The following is a 19,008-nucleotide window of genomic DNA, read 5'->3' as shown; positions in this document are numbered from 1 at the left end:
GGGATGCGACCGGGGCGGCCCAGGCACTCGCCGACCTGCTGGAGCACACGGTGCGGGTGCTGGGCCCCGACCACCCCCTCGTGCCCATTGTTCGACACAACATCGATCGCTGGCAGAAGGAAGCGGAGAGGACGCCCGGGACATCAGGTAACGATCGTTCACGAGAAACCCGGCTCGGGCCACGTTCCCGTAGTCACGACTGATACGCATGCCGTGTATCCGCATACGTAGCGGTCACCGTTTTGTGCGGCTGGTGACGGCGTTCTACTAACACCCCGCTTCCCGCTCAATCGTCAGGATGACTAAGCGGGGTGCCCGATCACAGGCCGATGCCGACGAGGGGGGAGTTCTTCACGCGGTCGACGTCGTCCATGTACCGGGCGAGGATGCGGGAGCCGTCGGTCCAGCCGCCGGTGCGGGCGATCTCGAGCGGGTCGTGGCCGGCGGCGCGGGCGGCGGTGGCGAAGCCGCGGCGCAGGGAGTGGCCGGACCAGGCGCCGGTCAGGCCGGCGGTGTCGGCCAGGCGCTCGATGACCTCGGCGGCGGCCTCGGCGGTCATCCGCCCGGCCGGGTCCCCGATCGGACGGCCACCCCGGGTCATGGGCGGGGCGAGGCGGTCCCAGCGGTCTACGCGGACGAACAGCGGGCCCTCGGTGCGCCCGGCGGCGGCCAGGGCGGCGAGGTAGGCGCGCAGGGCGCGGACCGGGCAGGTGGCCGGGTCGGTGCCGTACAGGATCGCGTTCGTGGTGTGCCGGCGGACCTTCTTGCGGTACACGGTCACGTCGTAGCCGTGCTCCGCCTCTGCGGCGGCGGCGATGTCGAGGGCGACCAGCTCGGAGATCCGGGCCGCGGTGGCGAAGCCGAGGAGGACCAGGGCGGCGTTGCGCTGCCCGGCGAGGGTGGCCCGGTCGGCCCGGGCGAGCATGGCTCGGATCTGCCCTGGCAGAGCGGCCGCGGCCTGCTTCGGCTGCGCGGCCGCCGCCTTCGCCTCGGCGAGCCGGTCGCGGTAGGCGTTGAGGACGGCCCGGGCGCCGCGCATGTTCGGCTTGGGGTGTCCCTGCTCCAGGTGCCAGGACGTCACGGCGGACAGGGCCCGCTCGATGGTCGACGGTCCGGCCGGCGCCCCGGTGCGCTTGCGGGGTGCCACGGTCAGGTGCCGCACCCACTCCGCCATCGTCTCGCCGGAGGCGGGCACGGTCGTGCGGCCCTCCCCGGCGCACCAGGCGGTGAACGCGGCGCGGTCGGTGCCGTACGCGCGGCGGGTGGAGGCGGCCGCGCTCGCCTCGATGGCGGCGACGGTCTCGGGAGAGAGGTGCCGGTCCCGGTCCGTGTGGGCCGCCGCCTCCACGCCGGTCCTCTCGTCGTCCACCAGCTCCGCGTCCACGACGTCGGCGTCCGCCAGCACGGCCAACCCCCGGCCGGTTGTGCGCATGTGTCCCCCCCTCAGTTCTGGCTCTTGAGAAGGAACATTATCCGAGGCGAGACGCATCGTGCCGCCACATCACCCGAACGAGTGCAGAATTCTGGCCAGATTCTCCCCGGTCTAGACGGTGGGGAGCTCGGAGGGGCACACTTCCGATGGAGACCCGGGAGAACCGGGTAAGAATCCGTCGGAAGGCCTCAGTTGAAGATCACCATTGAGGGCGCGAGCGAGGAGTTCGCCGAGGCAGTGCTCGCGCTCGCCGCGCAGCAGGGCGCGGAGCTGTCCGTCGCCACCGTGCAGACCGGCTGGACCGTCGACCGTGCCGAGCGCTACCTCCGTTCCCTCCCCGCCGGCGCCCGCCGGTTCGCCGAGATGGTCATCGTGGACGGCGAGGGCTACCTCGACGCCGACCAGCTGCGAGCCGTGCTCGGCAAGCTCAACGGGCCGACCGTCGCCCTGTCTCGCGCGATTCCGCGCGGCGTGAAGGCGGGCTGGTGGCCGGAGGGCACCCCGGCGCCGATCACCCCGGTATCCGACCCGGACAACCCGAGCTGGCACCAGAACATCGCCTACCGGATGGACGCGGGGAACGTGCCCGTCTTCCGGGAGGCCCTCGTCCGCATGGTTACCACGCAGAGGGCCGCCGAGCACGAAGTCGGATCCGTCAATGCCGGTGCCTGGGCGGCGGGCGATGTCCCCAGCGCGTTCGCCCCCGCGCCGGGCTGGGCATCGGCGGATGACGTGCCGCTTGTGAGGCTCGACGAAGAGGAGGAGCGGTGACGACCGGGGCTTGCGGGGCTAACCCCGCGCTCCAGCACAGTCGGCGCGGCCCGGCCAACCGGCAGGCCGTACCGGCTTGATGGAGGTCACCTGTGTTCCCCGCCCGCAACGCCGCCCGCTCCGTTCACATTTCGGAGTGAGGCACCCATGTCGCTGCTCACCGACGCACTGCCCGACCTGCTCAGCGCCATCGGCGCCGCCGCTGTGATCGCGCTCGCCTCCGCCGCATGGCGCCGCCTGTCGTCCAGGAGGACTGCCGCGAGCGCCGCGTTGGAGGAATCCCGCACGCTGCGCCGCTACACCCTGCTGCGCACCACCGGCCCGGACGGCGCCCCGGAGCAGTACGAGACGACCCGGCCTACCGGCACCGTCATCACCCACCGGGTGGACGGCCGCCCGCAGCGCTTCGAGCTGACCGACATCCCCCTCGGCGACGGCACCTTCGCCGCCGAACCTTACGACCACATGTGACAGGAGCCCTCATACACGACTTCCTGCCCGCCGTCCGCTTCGCCCGCATCACCGACGCGACCCGCCGCCACGTCTGCTTCATCGCCACCACCGAGGAGCACTTCGACCGCCTGGTGGCCTCCTACCAGCGCGAGGACGACCTGACCGTGGAGGTATTCAAGTTCACCGACGCCTCAATCGTTCACGCGACCCGGCAGTGGCTGGCAGAGGAGGAACAGAAGGGGGACGGCCGTCCCTCCATGGTGATGGTCGGCTCGATCGAGAACGGCCAGTGGGTCAACTGGAACCTAAAGACAGTCGAACACCCGCCCGTGCCCGACGACAATGTGCACTACGAACACGTAAGGGGGAAGAGCATGCCCAACGGCATCTCCATCACTAACCAGTTGGAACCGCACGAGTGGTCCAACGAGGAGACGGCGGCCTACGAAGCCGCGATCGAGGCAGTCAACGGAGCGGTGGGCGCCTACAGTGCGGTCATCTCCGCCGAGGAGGCCAAGGCCGCCCCGGACCGGAGCGTCATCGAGGACGCCCGCGCCGCACAGACGCAGCTGGCCCGCGAACGCGAGGGTCTGCGCTCCTCCGACCGCGAGCAGATCGCAGCAGCCCGGTCCCGCTACGCACAGCTCACCCGCGAGGTCCTGGCGGGGATCGGATGACAGACCCCGCGGAAGTCGAACGGCACCTGCTGCCCCGAAAGGAGAACGAGCGGATCGTGCCCGACCTGCTCCAGGGCCGCGCGTCGCAGGAGATGCCCACGGTCGTCTTCCTCGTCGGCCAGCCCGGCGCCGGCAGGAGCCGGGTCACCGAGATGGTCGCCGCCCAGCTCGACCGGCACGGCGGTTTCGTGGACGTCGACAGCGACCTCTACAAGCCGTACCACCCGGCGTATGCGGAGCTGATGGCCCAGGACGACACCCTCATGGCCGCCTATACCCGCGCGACGGGCGAGCCTGGATGGCGCAGGCCGAACAGTACGTCCGCGACTGCTGGCCCCTGCCGCCGGTGCCCGGCTCGGACCGCCAGGCCGTCGTCGGCGGCCGCACACTCCCGCAGCACCACCATGGGCAAGCGACCGTCCACTTCCGGAGGAGCGAAGCCATCAGAGCGGTCCTCGACCGAGGGCTACCAGCTGCCTGGACCCGAGCAGCGCCGAGGACCGAGCAGATAGCCCCGGCCACCCCGGCTTCCTTTCCGTCCGGCTGACGGCTGGCTCGCCCTGGGCAGCTCCCGCAGGCGCATTCTCAGCACCTGCGGTCTCCTCCCGCTGTGGCGCCCGGCGGCCGCTCACTGGCGGTTCCGGCCGCTCCGCCTGCGCCTGCGGCGGCGTTCCAGGAACCGGATGAGGGCCAGCCACAGGTCACGCTTGTGCTCGGAGTCCTGGAGGACGACGGCCTGGACGAAGAGGATTGCGCCGGGCGTCACGATCGCGAGCACCACGGCGATGGCCACCACCCACCAGGGGGCACCCACGAAGGTGAGCGCGCTGATCGCGGCGCCTCCGCCGAGCACGGTGGCGCCCGTCACCCGCGTCGCGCCCGGCCGGGGCGCCGGCGGTACGGAAGACGGTCCCGGCTGCTGCGTCGGAATGCTCATCAGGCGGTTCTCTTCCGGGTCTTGGCCTGTGCGCGACGTCATCGAGGACCGGCTCCGGTCCCGCCTGCCCGAGCGCGTGAGCGAGGACGCCGTCCCCCATCCGCACGGCGTGCAGAACCACGTCCCGCCCACGCTTCTCCGTCCGCACCGGCCTTGTCGCCGACGCGGTTGGGCTTGGCGGAGCTGTTGAGTACACAGCACGGCCAGCAGGTGCAGGTATCCGCGTCCGAGTTGGGGGCGGGGGTTGGTACTGGTGTGATCGCCTAATCAACTGTCGCCGGTTCCCCGAGGAACCCAGCCAGCTGGTGACCGATTGTGGTCGCCAGCGGCGTATCGCTCCTGGTCCTCCTGGTCTCGTTGCGGAGCCAGGTGGTGGTCTTGTTGTGGTAGCCGAGCGAGTCCGCTACGACGGCACGGGATTCGGCATGGGGCCGGAGAACAGCTGCGAATGGGGGTGCTAACTTCCTTCCCGTGGCGGAGCACCAGGACGAGACCCGGGCGGCCTACGACGGGGTCGTCGAGCTGTATGCGTCGATGTTCGCTAATCGACTGGAGACGCAGCCGTTCGCGCGGAACATGATCGGCACCTTCGCCGAGCTGGTGCGCGGGACGGGGAATCCGCGGGCGGCCGACGTCGGCTGCGGGCCCGGACATCTGACAGCCATGCTGCACGACTTGGGGCTGGATGCCTTCGGGCTCGACCTCTCCCCAGCCATGGTCGACCATGCCCGGCGGGCCCATCCGGCGCTGCAGTTCGACGAGGCGCGGATGGAGGCCCTCCCAGTTGAGGACGGCGCGCTCGGCGGAGTGCTGGCCCACTACTCGATGATCCACACCCCTCCTGGGGAACTACCCGCGCTGATCGCCGAGCAAGCGCGTGTCCTGGCACCAGGGGGCCTGCTCCTGGTCTCGTTCTTCGCGACCGACGCGTCCGAGCCGGTCCGCTTCGACCACAAGGTGACGCCCGCCTTTAGCTGGCCGGCGGACCGGTTCGCCGAGCTGCTGGCCGGGGCCGAGCTTGTCACATTCGCCCGGCTGCTCCACGACCCGGCCTCCGAGCGGGGCTTCCTCGACGCCCACTTGCTGGCCCGCCTCCGCTAGGGGGTGTGTGATGTCGTGATCACGCGGTGGTCACGAGGCCTCCGGGACAGGCCGAACCGCAGAAATCAGCCCAACCAGTAGTGCTCGACCTTGTCGAACCGTCTGGCTTGAAGGTCGTCGCGGCTGATCAACCAGCTGATGTCGCCGTCCATCCAGTCGTACTGGAGCGACTCCATGTTGAAGGTCGCGAGGTGCAACAGCGGTTGTCCGGGCAGCTCCCGCCATGCCCGGTCGTAGACCTCGTCGAACCGCTCCGGGGCGTCCCTGAGTTCGCGGACCGCCTCCTCCCGCAGGCGCTGGAACGCCTCTGTGCTCTTGTCCCAGCTGTGGTGGATGTTCCCCTGCACTCCCCGCAGCTTGTCGGTGCTGTTGTCCATGGCCGGTCTGACGCCGACCTTGGCGGCGTACTCCTCGACGGCGGCCTCCAGCCGAGCGTGCCACTCGGCTTCCTCCCCTTCCGGCTCACCCCAGATGCCCCCGTGGTCCTCGCCGATGAGCCAGGCGTGGGCGTCCCATGCGTCGTTGTGGGAGGCGACCATGGTCCAGCGGTCCAGCATCATGTGGGAGGACCCGAACTGCAGGTCCAGTTCGCTCGGGACGGGGGCCGGGCGCACGGTCGTCTTGGTCCCGGGCGGTATGTAGAGCGCCTTGCCGCCGCCAGCGTCCGACCAGGTGAACAGCAGGAGGTGCCCCTCCCGGGGCAGCCCGTCGTCGAACAGCGTGCGGGGCACCGCGGCGAGGTCGAAGGATGCGACGAAGATGTCGCCCACCTTCCACTCCATGTCCAGGGGCAGCGCCGGCGCCCCTCCGATGTGACCGATCACCCGGTCGCCGGGCCGGACGCTCTCCGGCGTCTTCTGCTTGAAGTACACGGCCGGCTCCATGCTCCACAGCAGACGGGTGATGGCGTCGTCGGACACCCCGTGCCGCCGAGCGAAGGCCCGGAAGGCACTGCTGCGGGACGTCTGCCCCACGGGATCGCCGGACGGGCCGACTGTGCTGTCCCAATTGCTCACGAGTTCGCATTCTGACGAGGGATCGGTGACCGGCACCGTGCGGGCGGAGCCCGATGCTGATCAACACGGTAGAGCACCCCTCCGACAACGCCCTCGTCGCCAACTGCCGGTGCCCCTAAGGCTGTCCACACGCCGCGTCACCCTCGGACCATCGTCGGCCTGAGGGTGGCGCGGCGCCGGCGACTCCTGGGGCCTGTGTGTTGTCGTGATTAGTTGCCGGGTTCTGAGCTCTTCGCGAGGTGGAAGCCGGTAGGACTGTGGTCGTGACGCGTAGGCAACTCACCGATGCTCAGTGGAAGTTCATCGAGCCGTATCTGCCGATCGGTAAGTACGGCCCGTATCCGGAGCGTTTGCGGGAACAGTTCGAGGGGGTGATCTGGCGGTTCCGCTCCAGCGGTCAGTGGCGGGAGATGCCTGCCGAGTTCGGCCCATGGGCCACCGTCTACGGACGTTTCCGCATCTGGCGAGACGCCGGTGTGTTCACCGCCCTGCTGGAAGGCCTGATCGCTCAGGCAGCCCGCGCGGAGCAAACAGATTTATCGCTGGTCAGCGTGGACTCCACTACGGTCCGTGCCCACCATGACGCCGCGGGGCTCCGCGTCAGCAAGCACCTCATGTCGGCCCTGGAGGAGGCTGCGCACAAGCAGGAGACAGCCCGGCAAAAAGGGGTGGTACGGAGGAACAGAACGGACAGGACGAGCGCCGGCGTATCCGGCGCCGACACAAGCTCCGTCTGAAGCAAGCCCCGCTCGGCCGGTCCCGGGGCGGCCTCACCAGCAAGATTCATCTCGCGGCGGACCGCAGATGCCGTCCGCTCGCCTTCGTCTTGACCGCCGGGCAGGCCGCGGACAGTCCGCAGTTCATCCCCGTGCTCGAGAAAGTGCGAGTCCGTCTGCCGGTCGGCCGTCCCCGCACCAAACCTGGCGCAGTCGCCGGTGACAAGGCCTACTCATCGCGCGGAAACCGCCGCTACCTGCGAAAACGCAACATCAAAGCAGTCATCCCGGAGAAGAAGGACCAGGCCGCAAATCGCAAGAAAAAGGGCTCACGCGGCGGCCGGTCCATCAGCCACGACGCCGACCTCTACAAGGAACGGAACACTGTCGAACGCCTGATCAACAAGCTGAAAGCCTGGCGGGGCGTCGCCACCCGCTACGACAAGTCACCCGAAAGCTACCTTGCCGGCCTCCACCTCCGAGCCTCCATAATCTGGATCGACGACTCGCTCAAGTACACCGTGTGATCACGACATCACACAGCCCCTAGAGCACATGGCCTTCTACTGGTGGGTCAGCTGTTGCTGGCTCCCAGAGGAAGCCAGCCTGTTGGTGACCTTGCGTGATTGCCTGGGGCGTATCGGCTCCATGTCCCGCCGGCCTCTCTGATGAGGCGGCTGGTGGTCTTGTCGTGGTAGCCGAGGGCGTCCGCGACGACGGGGCCGGGTAGTTCGAGGAGTTGCTGTCGGATGGCAGCACCGCGGGCAGCGGCGGCCGGGACCCCGACCTTGCTCAGGAGCGCGGACAGGTGGTCGGGGCGAAACGGCTGGCCCGCCCGGCGCCCGGGGAAGAGCCAGCATGATGCAGGGTTGGTAGCAGTGTTCATGTTGTCGCGGTTTGCAATGTGCTCCAGCGGCAGCGCGGCGACCGGTGCAGGAACGGGCGAGGCTGGCTCGCCGAGCCGTAGAAGCACGGTTCGCCGTCGCGGATCACGTCGTCGACGCTGAGCCGGACGATACGGCTCACGGGCTGTGCGTAAAGGAGGACGATGACTCCGGCGGCTCGGAGACGCATGGGTATCTCCGCATCGGTCAGCAGCCGGCCAAGGGCATCGAGGCGCTCGTCCTCGCTCAGCGCGGCCCGCCGGGAGACCTTCATCGCGGGGATGGAGAGGGTGCGTCGGCAGCGGCGGCTCTGCATCGCCCAGCTGAGGAAGGCTCGCAGGCAGGTGCGGCTGTGCTCGGTGTTCCCGGCCCACCAGGCGTCGCCTGGCCGCAGGACGCGAGGGTGCTGTTGCGCTCGCCGAGCCATTGCAGGAATGCGGTCGCGTACTTGATCTGCTCGGCGGCGAACCGTCGGACGCTGGGTGTGATGTGGCTTCGCTCGGCGCGGGCCCGCAGCCGAGGAAGGATACGCCAGGTCGCGAAGAGCTTGATCGTCTTGACGTGCTCGGGGTCGGCGATGCAGGCCAGATGCCCCGGGAAGCCAGCGTTGGAAGGAACACAGGTACTCGTCGACCGCGGGCAGGACTCCGCATGTCATCACGAGTTCTTCCAGGTGAGCGGCGGCCCGCCAGGGCTGGAGCTCGTGGAAGGCGTCGTGCGTCAGCGGGATCTCGCCGAGGCCGAGCCGACGCAGCAACTGCGAGGCGTTTCCCGACTGGCCACGGCGCATCTCTAGCCAGGCCAGCCCGCTCCTGGGCTTGTCCATCGCCACCAGCAGGTCGAACAGCGGAACCAGCGCAGGGTGGATGTGTCCGGTGCCGTCGTCCAGGAGCGCGGTGAGGCGGTCGGTGAGAGTGCAGCGTTCACACAGTCGCTCGCCCAGGAGCTTGCCCTCAAAGCCGCAGCGTGAGCAGTCGAAGGTCTGAGAGAAGCCGGCGCAGGTGGTGCAGATAGAGGCCCCGTCACCGGGGCGGAGCCCGGGAAGGGCACGCTCCTGGCCGCATCCCGGGCAGGTCCCCCGTGTGCGGACGGCGCGGTCCGAGCAGGTCCGGCAGACGTATCCGTCCGGCCAGCTGCCAGCCTTGTGCCTGCGGCGGCCACAGCGGCAGCACTCGGCCATGTACCAGCGTTCGTACTGTTCGTCGGTGGCGTAGGCGCGGGTCATGCGTCGGGCAGGATGCGGGCGGCGCGGGGCCGCAGCTTCGCGACGTTCGCGAGCGGGGCGGGCAGGTCGTCGGTGGCGGTCTTGCGGACTCCGGCGTTCTCGGCGGTGGTGGTCACCAGGTCGGCCGGGGTGCAGGACAGGATGTCGCAGAGCGCGGCCATGACCTGCAACGACAGGCGTTCCGGGATGCCGGAAACCAGGCGGTGGACCTGGGAGGCGGACAGGTCGATGCCCCGTTCGCGCAGCAGCGGCACCAGTTCGGTGGCCGTGAAGACCTGGTGCTGGGCCATGACCTCGCGCAGCCGCCACACGTATCCGACGTTGCGTTTCATGCTTGCCTCCCGGTCTGGGTCTGGAGGGCCGCGGCGATGGTGGAGCCCAGATGCCGCCGCTGGGTGCGGGTGCGGAAGTCCGAGGACACGCAGGTGTAGAGCGAGGTGGTACTGGCGTGCTCGTGGCCGACTTGTTCCTGGACGAAGCGCGGGTCCCAGCCGTCCTCGATGAGGTGGGTGACGTAGGACCTGCGGAAGGAGTGGAAGTCGAGTCCGTCGTCCAGGTCCAGGGCCTTGCGGTAGGCGATGAAGCGGGAGTTGAGTCGCTGGCAGCCGATCCGCAGGCCCCGTTCGGAGGGCCAGGCCGCCGGGTTGTTGTCGGTGCCGAACAGCGGGCGGACCTCGGTGAACCACTCGTCCAGGACGTCCGGGGTCCAGTCCCACACGGTCAGCACCCCGCGGCGCTTGGGCAGCGAGCCCTTCTTGGCCTTGCCGAAGCGGACCAGGCACCGGCCGTACTCGCCGAACTCGGCGCCGTACGGATTGCGGCCGAAGTCGGCGGCGTCCAGCATCCGCGTCTCGTTGCGCCGCAGCCCGTAGGCGTACGCGGTCTTGAACAAGGTGGCGTCGCGGAACGCGGGCAGCCAGCCCTTGCGGCCGAAGGCCCGGATGCAGGCGACCTCGTCGTCGCAGTGCGCGAAGAAGCCGTGCAGCTCGGCCTTGGTGAACGCGCGCTTCTTCGCGTCCGCCTCGTTGTCCTGGACGTGCACCGCGGTGTTCCACTCGTGCACGACCTGGACGGGGTGGGTGCCGAACCGCTCCTGACAGGTCGCCGTCCACTCGTGGAGAGGGTCAGTGACGAAGTGGCAGAACGCCCGCACCGCCTCGGAGTACGAGCGGATCGTCGAACGCTTCAACTCTCGCAAAGAGCGCAGGTCACCGAGCCATTCGTCGACCATCGCCGGCGTCCAGTGCCACGGATGGGTGTTCACGTAGGCGGCGAACACCTTCACCGTGTTCTCCCGGCCCTCCACGGTCGTGCGGGCCAGATTGCGGGCCAGCTGCTGGTTGGCGAAGCCGGTCAGCATCGCTGTGAAGACTTGTTCCTCCGGCCGCAGCAGCGCGACCCCGTCGACCAGATGTAGCCTCGCCGCCCCCGGCACCGACCCGCTGAACCCCACCATTCCGCCACCCTCCGTCACTCGCATTCGGTGCGAGAAAACCGCATCCGATGCGAGTCGGCCGCCGATCCGCAGGCCAGCCAGCCATACGAGTGACACGGCTGGCGTTCACGTGCCGCCACCCGCTAACGTCGCATGCCGCTTCAGGGCCTCAACCGCCCTGGTCACGCAGGGGGATCCGGGCATCCGCCGACGCCGCATCGCAGACCGTCGCAGGTTCGCATCCGATGCAATTGGCGGCGCTTAGAACATCGGAACGAAAACCGCCGTATATCGTCGAGTGCGCCCAGCCGGGCCGCCTTGGAAGGCCTACACGCCCAGCACCGACTTACCGCACCGTCCATGCGCGGGTGGCGGGATCGTCGACCGAAACGGTGATGCGCGTGTTCTCTTCCGTACCAATAGACGTGAATTGACGAGAACGGTAGCAGTCCGTGCCCCGCCGTCAGGGTCGGCGGGCCGAGGGAACGCCGAAAGAGATAGCCTCGTATAATTTCCCTTATGCGAGGCTGACCTGACGGAGGAACACGTGACCGACTCCAGCGCCATGGAGGTGGTCGACGCGGAGTTGGTCGACGAGGGGGAGGGCGAGGACGGGGCGCTGCTGCCCGCCCTCGCGGAGGTGCCGGCTCCCCGGCCGCTCGTCGACCGGCACACCCTGCTCCGGCCGGACGCCCCGATCCCGACGGCGGCCGGTCTGCCGGAGTACACCGAAGCCGACTTCCGGATCTCCCGGGAGACCGCCGACCTGATCGACGGCGCGCCGCCCGCCAACACCTCCCGCACCTACGGCTCGGCCCTCCGGCAGTTCGAGGTCTGGTGCGCCGAGAACGGCCGGGTGCCGATGCCGTGCACCACGGCGACGTTCGTGGAGTACGTCGGGCACCTGGTGCGCCGGGACTTGGCGCCCTCGTCCGTGCAGGTGCACATGTCGGCGATCCGCTCCGCCCACCCCGACGGCCGGCAGCCCGGTACGAAGGAGGCCCGGCAGGTCCTCCGCAAGCACGCCCGGGACTGGGCCCGGCGCCGCGCGCCGAGGAAGGCACCGCCGATCCGCACTGCCGCCCTGACCGCCATGGTGGCCACCTGCACCGCGGCGGACCACCGGGAGGAACCGAAGGCCTTGAGGGACGCCGCGCTGCTCACCCTCGGCTGGGGGATGCTGTCCCGCCGCAGCGAACTGGCGAACCTCCTGATCGAGCACCTGGTCGTGGAGGACGACGGCGTGACCGTGCGCGTGGCGTTCTCCAAGACCGACCAGGCCGCCCGCGGCCAGGACACGTTCGTACCGGCCGACCCGGACGACCCGGTGCTGTGCCCCGTCGTCCGCGTCCGCGCGTGGCTGGAGGAACTGCGCCGCCACGGCCTCACCTCCGGCCCGCTGTTCCGGCACATCACCCGCGGCGGCACCATCCGCCCCCGCTCGGGGCCGCGCGGTGACTTCCTCAGCCCCGACGCGATCGGGAACATCGTCAAGAACCGCGCCCGGCTCGCCGGCGTCACGGCACCCGGCGACCGCGCGGTGACCGCGCACGGGCTGCGCCGGGGCCCGGCGCAGGAGATCTCCGAAGCGGGAGGCGACCCCACCGCGCAGGGTCGGTGGAAGCCCGGTTCCCCCACGGTCCGCAAGCACTACATCGAGCCCGCCCGCAGCAAGACGGACAACCCGCTGCACGCGGCCCGGGCCAAAGTCCGTGCTGTGAAGGGTTTCTGACGGACCATCATCGGGCCATCATGTCGCTGGACGACCCCGCGTACGGTGGCTTCGCATGACCGATGTCGTCCCCGGACGGGCGTCCGGCGCGACGCGGAATCCGCGGGTATCACCAGGCACCGGTGAGGGGGCCGCGGTCGGCCGTTGGCCTGTCCTGGGTGATCCCCGCGGCGATGCGGTCGAGTACGGGCAGGGCTTGGGCCAGGAGGTGCTGCTCGTCGTCGTTCAGGCTGTCGGCGATGGTCCGGGCGAGCAGGCCGACGCGGTCGCGGCGGTCGGCCTCGAGCACGCTCGCCCCCTCCGGGGTCAACGCGAGGATCCTCTTGCGTGCGTCGGCCGGGTCGGGGCCGGCGGTCAGGAACCCGGCCTCGGTGAGCTCTTTGACGGTGGCGGCCATCGTCTGGTGGCGCACTCCCCGGCCGGCCGCGAGGTCGGCAGTGGTCATCGGTCCTTGCCGGTCGAGCAGGTCCAGGGCCGTCGCCGGGATCGAGGCGAGGCGGTCGGAGGACCGCGTGGCGCGGACCAGGGCGCCGACCGTGGTTCTCAAGGCGTTCGCGAGGCGGTCGGGTGAGGGCACGGGCTCCGGGGGCTGCTGGGGCATGCGGTCACGCTACCAGGAGTACAGGTGAGACTGTACAGTCCTGGCTGTACATATGACGGAGGGGACGTTCCGATGAAGCTGACCAAGCACGCGCATGCGTGCGTGACCGTGGCCAAGGAGGACGCGCGGATCGTCATCGATCCGGGCACTTTCACCCCCGACGCCGCACATGTGGTGGCAGCCGCCGATGCCGTGTTGATCACTCACGAGCACTTCGACCACTTCGACGAGGACCTGATCGCGAGGTCGCTGGAGAGCAGGCCCGAGCTGCGGGTCTACGGACCGGCGTCGGTGGTCGAACGATGGCCGGCCCGCCGCGGCCAGGTCACCGCCGTGGCCGCGGGGGACAACGTCGCAGTCGCCGGTATCGACGTCTCGGTCTTCGGCGACCTGCACGCCTCCATCCACCGCGACATCCCGCGCGTGGCCAACGTCGGCTACCTCGTCGACGGCCGCCTCTACCACCCCGGAGACGCCTACCACGTCCCGGACGCCCCCGTCGACACCCTGCTGCTCCCGACGAGCGGGCCCTGGACGAAGCTCGGCGAGGCGGCCGACTACGTCAGAGAGGTCGCACCGAACAATCTGATCCAGATCCACGAGGTCATGCTCGGCCCGATCGGACAGCATTCGACCGCCCGTTTCCTGAGCCCGGAGATGCTCACCGAAGTGCCCCTGGCGATCGTGCCGGTCGGAGAGACCGTCGCGGTATGAGTCCTCGTGTGTGCGAGCGGGCGGCTGTGACAGGAGGGCGGCCGTCCCGCGCCTGCCGTCGGCACGGGATCGCCCCGCTGTGCTCGGTGGACGAGGGCGGAGTCCGCCGCGACGGGCGGCTTGACCAGGTGCCGTCGGCCGGCGGCGCGCGGACCGCTTCGGCCTGGCCGCCCTCTTCCGGTGGTGGCGGGAGCCGCAGGGATTTTCCTCTGCTCGGCTGGGGTTACCCCTTCGATAGGATACCCAAGGGGGTATCTCGACTGGGAGTGTGGGTTGTGGAACTGGCGATGGCGGCTGAGGAACTGAAGACGGTGGTCAACCGGCTGCGCCGGGCGCAGGGCCAGATCGCCGGTGTGATCAAGATGATCGAGGAAGGGCGGGACTGCGAGGACGTGGTCACGCAGCTGGCTGCCGCGTCCCGGGCTTTGGACAAGGCCGGTTTCGCGATCATCGCCACAGGGCTGCAGCACTGCCTGACCGATGCGGACATGGCTGCCTCCGGCGACCGGGAGCAGATGCGCACCCGGCTGGAGAAGCTGTTCCTCTCTCTGGCCTGAGCCGTGGCGCCGTGGTGTGCGAGCGCTGGTGCCGACGGCGGCCCGCATTCCGGACGTCGGCACGGTGGTGGCGGGGACGGCGAGGAAGCCCGCGCCCGGCCGGGCAAGGGATCGGGACCGGAGCGGGTGTCCTAGGGTGGCCGTGTCTCCGAGCGGATGCGGGAACGGTGATGAAGCGAGCAGCGGTGCACAGGCCGGCACATGCCGGTACTCGTGGTGTGCTGGCTCTGCTCGTGGCCGTGGTGGCACTGCTGTGCGTCTTCGGACACGCAGAGCGCGGCGGGCCGGGGAGGCCGGGCACCCACCCCTCCGTCGCGCAGCACGTGGACGCACCTGCCGCCTCTGAGGGGTCGGGTGGGACGTCGGCGCCGTGCGGCAAGAAGGTGATCGTCGATCACAGCGCGCAGCGGGTGGAGAGTGTGTCGCCGACGGTTTCGTGCCTCGGTCCCGTAGCCCCTCACACCGCCCCTGCGTCGTCCCCGTCGCAGCACTCCGGGATGCTGTCGGGCGGCCCGGCTCCGCCGCCGCCGCCGACACTTCACTCCGTTCTGCGGATTTAGACCGGCCTGTCGGTCGTGTCCCTGAATCCCTGGAAACGGAGCTGTTCAGCATGTCTTCTTCCCCGCGCTCATGGAGTCGGGCGGCTGCCGCACTGCGCGGCTGGCGGACCCGGGAGTGGACCGTGGCGGGCCTCGGTGCTCTGGCCACAGCGGTCCTGGTCGGCGCACCCACCGACGTGGTGCCCAATCCGCTGTTCGGCCGGTCGGTCCCCGTGCAGTGGTGGAACTACCCGGCCCTCGCCGTCACGGCCGTACTGGCCGGCATCGTCCTGAGCACCTATGTGCGCCGGCCCTCTGCCCCTTCGGGGTCCGAGACCCGCGACGGCGGCCGTCTGGGAGCGGCTGGTGGCGTGCTGTCCTTCTTCGCCGTCGGCTGCCCGGTCTGCAACAAGCTCGTCCTTGTGCTCCTCGGAGCCTCCGGAGCCTTGAGCTACTGGGCCCCCCTGCAGCCGCTGCTGGCTCTCGTGTCGGCGGGGCTGCTGGCGGAAGCCGCGCTGCGCCGCCTGTCCTCGCAGACCGTGTGCCCGGTCACGGCATCTGCCTGATCTGCGGCCCGGGTCCTGCCCCTTCTCCCCTCTTCTCCCCCTTCTCCCTCATGTCTGAGGTGTCCCATGACCGCATCCACCCCGTCCTCGTCGCGCCGCACCCGCAGGCGCACCCTCGCGGCCGCGGCGGTTCTCGCCGCCGCCGCGGTGACCGCGGCTTTCGCCCTCACGCTGGACGGCTCCGGGAACCGCGATGAGGCCGCGGGCCGATCCCCGGCTGACACCAAGTCCGCCGCTCCGGCGCCCGCCGACGAGAGCCTGCTCGCCCTTGCCCGCCGCGATCCCTCCGACGCCCTGGCCGTCGGCCGGGCGGACGCCCCGGTGGTGATGATCGAGTACTCCGACTTCCAGTGCCCGTTCTGTGGCCGGTTCGCCCGCGAGACCGAGCCCGAACTGCTGCGCTCGTACGTGGACAAGGGCGTCCTGCGTATCGAATGGCGCAACTTCCCCGTCTTCGGCGAGGAGTCCGAGCAGGCCGCGCTGGCCGGCTGGGCGGCCGGGCAGCAGAAGAAGTTCCGGGAGTTCCACGACGTCGTCTACAGCAAGCCGCGTGAACGCAACGCCGGTGCGTTCAGCGCCGGGAATCTCCTCGCCATGGCCCGTGAGGCCGGAATCACCGACATCGAACGGTTCCGGGCGGACATGGCATCCGACCAGGCCCGCAGCGCCGTGCAGAAGGACCAGGAGGAGGGCTACAACCTCGGTGTGACCAGCACCCCGGCGTTTCTGATCAACGGTCGGCCGATCCTGGGGGCGCAGCCCACGGACACGTTCAAGGAAGCCGTCGAGGCGGCGGCGAAGGCGGCCGGGCGATGAGCGAGGCCGGACTGGCGGTGGCGTTCCTCGGTGGTCTGCTGGCTCTGCTCAGTCCGTGCAGCGCACTGTTGCTGCCGGCGTTCTTCGCCTACTCCTTCACCAGCCGTACCCGGCTGGTGGCGCGTACCGGCCTGTTCTACATCGGCTTGTGCACGACACTCGTGCCGCTGGGCGTGGCGGGCTCGTTCGCCAGCCGGCTCTTCTACGGCCACCGGGACGCCCTGGTGACAGCGGGCGGATGGACGGTCATCGCCCTGGGCGTGGCCCAGGTCGCCGGGGTGGGCTTCGGCTCGCGGCGGATGGCGCAGGCCGCGGGCGGGCGCCGTTCGGGCTCGGCACTGTCGGTGTTCGCGCTGGGCGCGGTGTACGGGCTGGCGGGGTTCTGTGCGGGGCCGATCCTCGGTTCCGTCCTGACCGTGGCGGCCGTGGACGGTGACCCCCTGCACGGCGGGGTGCTGCTGGCCGCCTATGCCCTGGGGATGGCGGTTCCGATGTTCGTGCTGGCGTCGTTGTGGGACCGCTTCGATCTGGGCCACAAGCGCTGGCTGCGGGGCCGGGTCCTCAGGGTGGGGCCGATGGCCCTGCACAGCACCTCGGTCGTCGGCGGCGCCTTGTTCATCGCGCTCGGTGTGGCTTTCCTGGCTTTCGACGGCACGTCCGCGCTGCCGTCGCTGCTCAGCACCGATGCCGAGTTCGCCCTGGAGGAGCGGCTGTCCGACCTCGGCGCGGCGGTGTCCGACCGGCTGGTGGTGCTGGTCCTGGCCGCTGTGGCGGCGTCGGCCGCACTGCTGGTGCTGCTCCGGCCGGTGAGAAGGCCGGATCCGGAGATGTCGCCGGAAGAGGAGCCGTCCGTGCGCGGGTAGCGGGCCTTTGCCGCATGCCCGGCACGCGAAAAGGGGGAGGAATCCGGCTCCGGATCCCTCCCCCTTTTTCGCGTGGCTCACCGGTTGCGCAGTGCGGCCAGTGTGTTGTCGAGGTCGGCGGCGCGGGGACGGTTGTGGGGCAGTTTGGCGAGCATGGCGGCCATGCCGCAGGTGTTGGTCAGGGCGGAGAAGACCAGACCGCCCGCGATGCCGGCGGAGAGGAGCTGGAAGGCGGGGTGGACGACGACCCCGAGCAGCAGGCCGAGCAGCACGATCACTCCCGCGGTGAGCCTCACCTGCCGCTCCATGCCCCAGGTGGCACGCGCGACGCCCTGGGGGCGGTGCAGCTCGTGGCCGTCGGCCGCCCAGGCGCCGGTGCCTCCCGACAGGGTGGCGGCGGTGACGCCGTTCTCCGCGAGGATCTTGCAGGCGTTCTCGGAGCGGGCGCCCGAGGCGCAGACGACCAGGACGTCGCCGCGGTCGGCGGCGTGCCGGATGTCGGGCAGCGCGCGCTGGATCTGGTCGAGGGGGATGTTGAGCGCACCGGGGAGGTGGCCGCCGGCGTATTCGCCCGGGGTGCGCACGTCGATGACGGTCAGTTCGTGCAGGCGGGTGCGTGCCTCGTCGGTGGCGAGGGCAGTGGGTGTGGTCATGGCAGATGTCATCCTTGCGTGTCGGAGTGTGGTGGATCTTGATCCGGCGGGAGCTGGACTGGCGGCGGCCCCGGGAGGCTCTCCCGGCCCCCGCCCCTCAGCCGGTGGGGCCCTCGTGCTCAGACGATCGCGTCGACGAGCATGAAGGCCGCCACTGCCAGCAGGACACCGGCGAAGACCTTCTGGAGGGTGGTGCCGGAGATCTTCGTTGCGAGGCGTTTGCCGTCCCAGGCGCCGAGGATCGCGGCTCCGGTGAAGGGGCCGATGATCTCCCAGTGGAGTCCGTCAGTGGTGCCGGTGCGAGCGGCGAGCGCGGCGAGTGAGTTCACCGTGATGACGAGCAGGCTGGTGCCCACCGCCCGCCGCATGGCCAGTCCCAGGACGCTCACCAGGGCGGGCACGGCGAGGAATCCCCCACCGACTCCCAGGAAGCCCGTCACGGCACCCAGTCCGGCACCGGCGCCGGCCGCCCTGCCGGGACGGATCCGGTCCGGCGCCCCGGACGCGGACGGACGCAGCATGCGCAGGGCCGCCAGCGCGGCGATGACCGCGAACGCCGCCGTCAGCACCGCTTCGGGCAGGCGCCCGGCGACAGCGCCGGCGAGGAAGGCGGGGACGATGCCCGCCGCGGCGAACAGCGCTCCCGTCTTCCATGCCACGTTCCCGTCGCGGGTGTGGGCGTACAGGGCGGTGGCGGAGGTGGCGGCGACGATGATCAGGCTGGCGGTGGTGGCGGCGACCGGAGTGAAGCCGAGCAGGTAGATCAGTGCCGGCACGGCAAGGACGCTGCCACCGCCGCCCAGGGCTCCGAGGGCGAGACCGACGACGGCCCCGGCGATGAGGGCGAGAACGAGTACGGTCACGCTGTCCGGCCGCTGTTCCCGCGTTCGTCGACGACCGGGTGCCCGGCGGCGGCCCACGCGTTCATGCCGCCCTCGACGTCCACCGCGTGCGCTCCCCGTTCGGTGAGGAGCTTCGCGGCCTGCTGGGAGCGGTGTCCGCTGCGGCAGATCACCACCAGGGGACGGCCCTGTGCCTCGGCGGGCAGGGTGGCGCCGGCGACCAGCCTCGTCAGTGGTACGTGGACGGCGCCCGGGGCATGGCCCGAGTCCCATTCGGGCTTCTCGCGGACGTCCAGCAGGACGGCGTCGGGCCGGTCGCCGCTGGTGCGGCTGTGTGCCTCGTCGACCGTGACGCGGGGCCCGTTGCGGCGAAAGAGGAACATCACACGCTTCCTTCCTTGCGGGGGGGTGCCTCTATGTCCTTCGTCAAGCGAGTCGGGGGCTCCTCGGCTCGTAGAAGGTGCCGTCGCGGAGCATG

General features: G+C 70.3%; 21 protein-coding genes and 2 pseudogenes. 13 read left to right on the top strand and 10 right to left on the bottom strand.

Features of this window, described 5'->3' with window-relative positions:
- Positions 1-203 (top strand): annotated as a pseudogene (locus tag IE172_RS35050) (hypothetical protein); the annotation flags it as partial.
- A 116-nt stretch (positions 204-319) separates the two neighbouring features.
- On the opposite strand, the gene IE172_RS33845 reads toward IE172_RS35050, so the two are convergent.
- Positions 320-1,432 (bottom strand): tyrosine-type recombinase/integrase, encoded by a 1,113-nt coding sequence (locus IE172_RS33845; RefSeq protein WP_190101199.1) that lies wholly within the window; start codon positions 1,430-1,432, stop codon positions 320-322.
- 192 nt (positions 1,433-1,624) lie between these two features.
- Here IE172_RS33845 and IE172_RS33840 point away from each other — a divergent pair, with 192 nt between their 5' ends.
- From IE172_RS33840 to IE172_RS35040, 4 genes are all read left to right on the top strand, one after another.
- Complete coding sequence (locus IE172_RS33840; RefSeq protein ID WP_190101198.1) at positions 1,625-2,203, top strand: hypothetical protein; 579 nt, start codon at positions 1,625-1,627, stop codon at positions 2,201-2,203.
- A 147-nt stretch (positions 2,204-2,350) separates the two neighbouring features.
- Positions 2,351-2,674 carry a hypothetical protein gene (locus IE172_RS33835; RefSeq protein ID WP_190101197.1) on the top strand — a complete coding sequence of 108 codons (324 nt, stop codon included), beginning with the start codon at positions 2,351-2,353 and terminating at the stop codon, positions 2,672-2,674.
- The gene (locus IE172_RS35045; protein WP_229886736.1) at positions 2,671-3,333 is read left to right on the top strand and encodes a hypothetical protein; all 663 of its coding nucleotides are present in this window, start codon (positions 2,671-2,673) and stop codon (positions 3,331-3,333) included. Before IE172_RS33835 ends, IE172_RS35045 begins: the two co-directional genes overlap by 4 nt.
- Entirely contained in the window at positions 3,330-3,845 is a 516-nt protein-coding gene (locus IE172_RS35040) for a zeta toxin family protein (RefSeq protein WP_229886734.1), read from the top strand. The genes IE172_RS35045 and IE172_RS35040 overlap by 4 nt, the downstream gene beginning before the upstream one ends.
- A gap of 116 nt (positions 3,846-3,961) precedes the next feature.
- Here IE172_RS35040 and IE172_RS33820 read toward each other — a convergent pair whose 3' ends face one another.
- Positions 3,962-4,270, bottom strand: a complete 309-nt coding sequence (locus tag IE172_RS33820) for a hypothetical protein (protein WP_229886733.1) — start codon at positions 4,268-4,270, stop codon at positions 3,962-3,964.
- 471 nt (positions 4,271-4,741) lie between these two features.
- Here IE172_RS33820 and IE172_RS33815 point away from each other — a divergent pair, with 471 nt between their 5' ends.
- Positions 4,742-5,371, top strand: a complete 630-nt coding sequence (locus tag IE172_RS33815) for a class I SAM-dependent methyltransferase (protein ID WP_190101196.1) — start codon at positions 4,742-4,744, stop codon at positions 5,369-5,371.
- Positions 5,372-5,436: 65 nt separating this feature from the next.
- Here the strand turns inward: IE172_RS33815 and IE172_RS33810 are convergent, their stop codons facing one another.
- Entirely contained in the window at positions 5,437-6,387 is a 951-nt protein-coding gene (locus tag IE172_RS33810; RefSeq protein WP_190101195.1) for a DUF1963 domain-containing protein, read from the bottom strand.
- Between the two features lie 263 nt (positions 6,388-6,650).
- Between IE172_RS33810 and IE172_RS33805 the strand changes: the two are divergent.
- Positions 6,651-7,630 (top strand): annotated as a pseudogene (locus IE172_RS33805) (IS5 family transposase).
- Between the two features lie 355 nt (positions 7,631-7,985).
- Here IE172_RS33805 and IE172_RS33800 read toward each other — a convergent pair.
- From IE172_RS33800 to IE172_RS33790, 3 genes are read right to left on the bottom strand one after another with little or no spacing between them, the layout of a single operon-like run.
- Positions 7,986-9,212: a hypothetical protein gene (locus IE172_RS33800; protein WP_229886732.1), complete on the bottom strand. Its 1,227-nt coding sequence runs from the start codon at positions 9,210-9,212 to the stop codon at positions 7,986-7,988.
- Positions 9,209-9,544 carry a helix-turn-helix domain-containing protein gene (locus tag IE172_RS33795; RefSeq protein ID WP_190101194.1) on the bottom strand — a complete coding sequence of 112 codons (336 nt, stop codon included), beginning with the start codon at positions 9,542-9,544 and terminating at the stop codon, positions 9,209-9,211. The genes IE172_RS33800 and IE172_RS33795 overlap by 4 nt, the downstream gene beginning before the upstream one ends.
- Positions 9,541-10,668, bottom strand: coding sequence for a tyrosine-type recombinase/integrase (locus tag IE172_RS33790; protein ID WP_190101193.1), 1,128 nt, complete (start codon positions 10,666-10,668; stop codon positions 9,541-9,543). Before IE172_RS33790 ends, IE172_RS33795 begins: the two co-directional genes overlap by 4 nt.
- A gap of 526 nt (positions 10,669-11,194) precedes the next feature.
- Here IE172_RS33790 and IE172_RS33785 point away from each other — a divergent pair.
- On the top strand, positions 11,195-12,379 hold the full coding sequence (locus IE172_RS33785) for a site-specific integrase (RefSeq protein WP_229886730.1): 1,185 nt from the start codon (positions 11,195-11,197) through the stop codon (positions 12,377-12,379).
- Positions 12,380-12,488: 109 nt separating this feature from the next.
- On the opposite strand, the gene IE172_RS33780 is transcribed toward IE172_RS33785, so the two are convergent.
- Positions 12,489-12,980 (bottom strand): MarR family winged helix-turn-helix transcriptional regulator, encoded by a 492-nt coding sequence (locus IE172_RS33780; protein WP_190101192.1) that lies wholly within the window; start codon positions 12,978-12,980, stop codon positions 12,489-12,491.
- A gap of 72 nt (positions 12,981-13,052) precedes the next feature.
- Between IE172_RS33780 and IE172_RS33775 the strand changes: the two genes are divergently transcribed.
- The 5 genes from IE172_RS33775 (at position 13,053) to IE172_RS33755 (ending at position 17,035) form a co-directional block, all read left to right on the top strand.
- Positions 13,053-13,694 carry an MBL fold metallo-hydrolase gene (locus IE172_RS33775; RefSeq protein ID WP_190101191.1) on the top strand — a complete coding sequence of 214 codons (642 nt, stop codon included), beginning with the start codon at positions 13,053-13,055 and terminating at the stop codon, positions 13,692-13,694.
- 275 nt (positions 13,695-13,969) lie between these two features.
- Entirely contained in the window at positions 13,970-14,251 is a 282-nt protein-coding gene (locus IE172_RS33770) for a metal-sensitive transcriptional regulator (RefSeq protein WP_010358257.1), read from the top strand.
- 610 nt (positions 14,252-14,861) lie between these two features.
- The gene (locus IE172_RS33765) at positions 14,862-15,356 is read left to right on the top strand and encodes a hypothetical protein (protein ID WP_190101190.1); all 495 of its coding nucleotides are present in this window, start codon (positions 14,862-14,864) and stop codon (positions 15,354-15,356) included.
- 66 nt (positions 15,357-15,422) lie between these two features.
- Positions 15,423-16,172, top strand: coding sequence for a DsbA family protein (locus IE172_RS33760; protein WP_190101189.1), 750 nt, complete (start codon positions 15,423-15,425; stop codon positions 16,170-16,172).
- Positions 16,169-17,035 (top strand): cytochrome c biogenesis CcdA family protein, encoded by an 867-nt coding sequence (locus IE172_RS33755; RefSeq protein ID WP_190101188.1) that lies wholly within the window; start codon positions 16,169-16,171, stop codon positions 17,033-17,035. The genes IE172_RS33760 and IE172_RS33755 overlap by 4 nt, the downstream gene beginning before the upstream one ends.
- Positions 17,036-17,112: 77 nt before the next feature.
- On the opposite strand, the gene IE172_RS33750 is transcribed toward IE172_RS33755, so the two are convergent.
- From IE172_RS33750 to IE172_RS33740, 3 genes are all read right to left on the bottom strand, one after another.
- A complete protein-coding gene (locus IE172_RS33750) occupies positions 17,113-17,688 on the bottom strand; it encodes a rhodanese-like domain-containing protein (RefSeq protein ID WP_190101187.1) in 576 nt (191 codons plus the stop codon).
- 119 nt (positions 17,689-17,807) lie between these two features.
- Entirely contained in the window at positions 17,808-18,551 is a 744-nt protein-coding gene (locus IE172_RS33745; RefSeq protein ID WP_190101186.1) for a sulfite exporter TauE/SafE family protein, read from the bottom strand.
- Entirely contained in the window at positions 18,548-18,913 is a 366-nt protein-coding gene (locus IE172_RS33740) for a rhodanese-like domain-containing protein (RefSeq protein ID WP_190101185.1), read from the bottom strand. The genes IE172_RS33745 and IE172_RS33740 overlap by 4 nt, the downstream gene beginning before the upstream one ends.
- Positions 18,914-19,008: the final 95 nt, after the last annotated feature.

Source organism: Streptomyces griseoflavus, assembly GCF_014649995.1.
In the GTDB taxonomy this organism is placed as follows: Bacteria; Actinomycetota; Actinomycetes; order Streptomycetales; family Streptomycetaceae; genus Streptomyces; species Streptomyces griseoflavus.
This window is presented reverse-complemented; position numbering and strand designations above follow the sequence as displayed.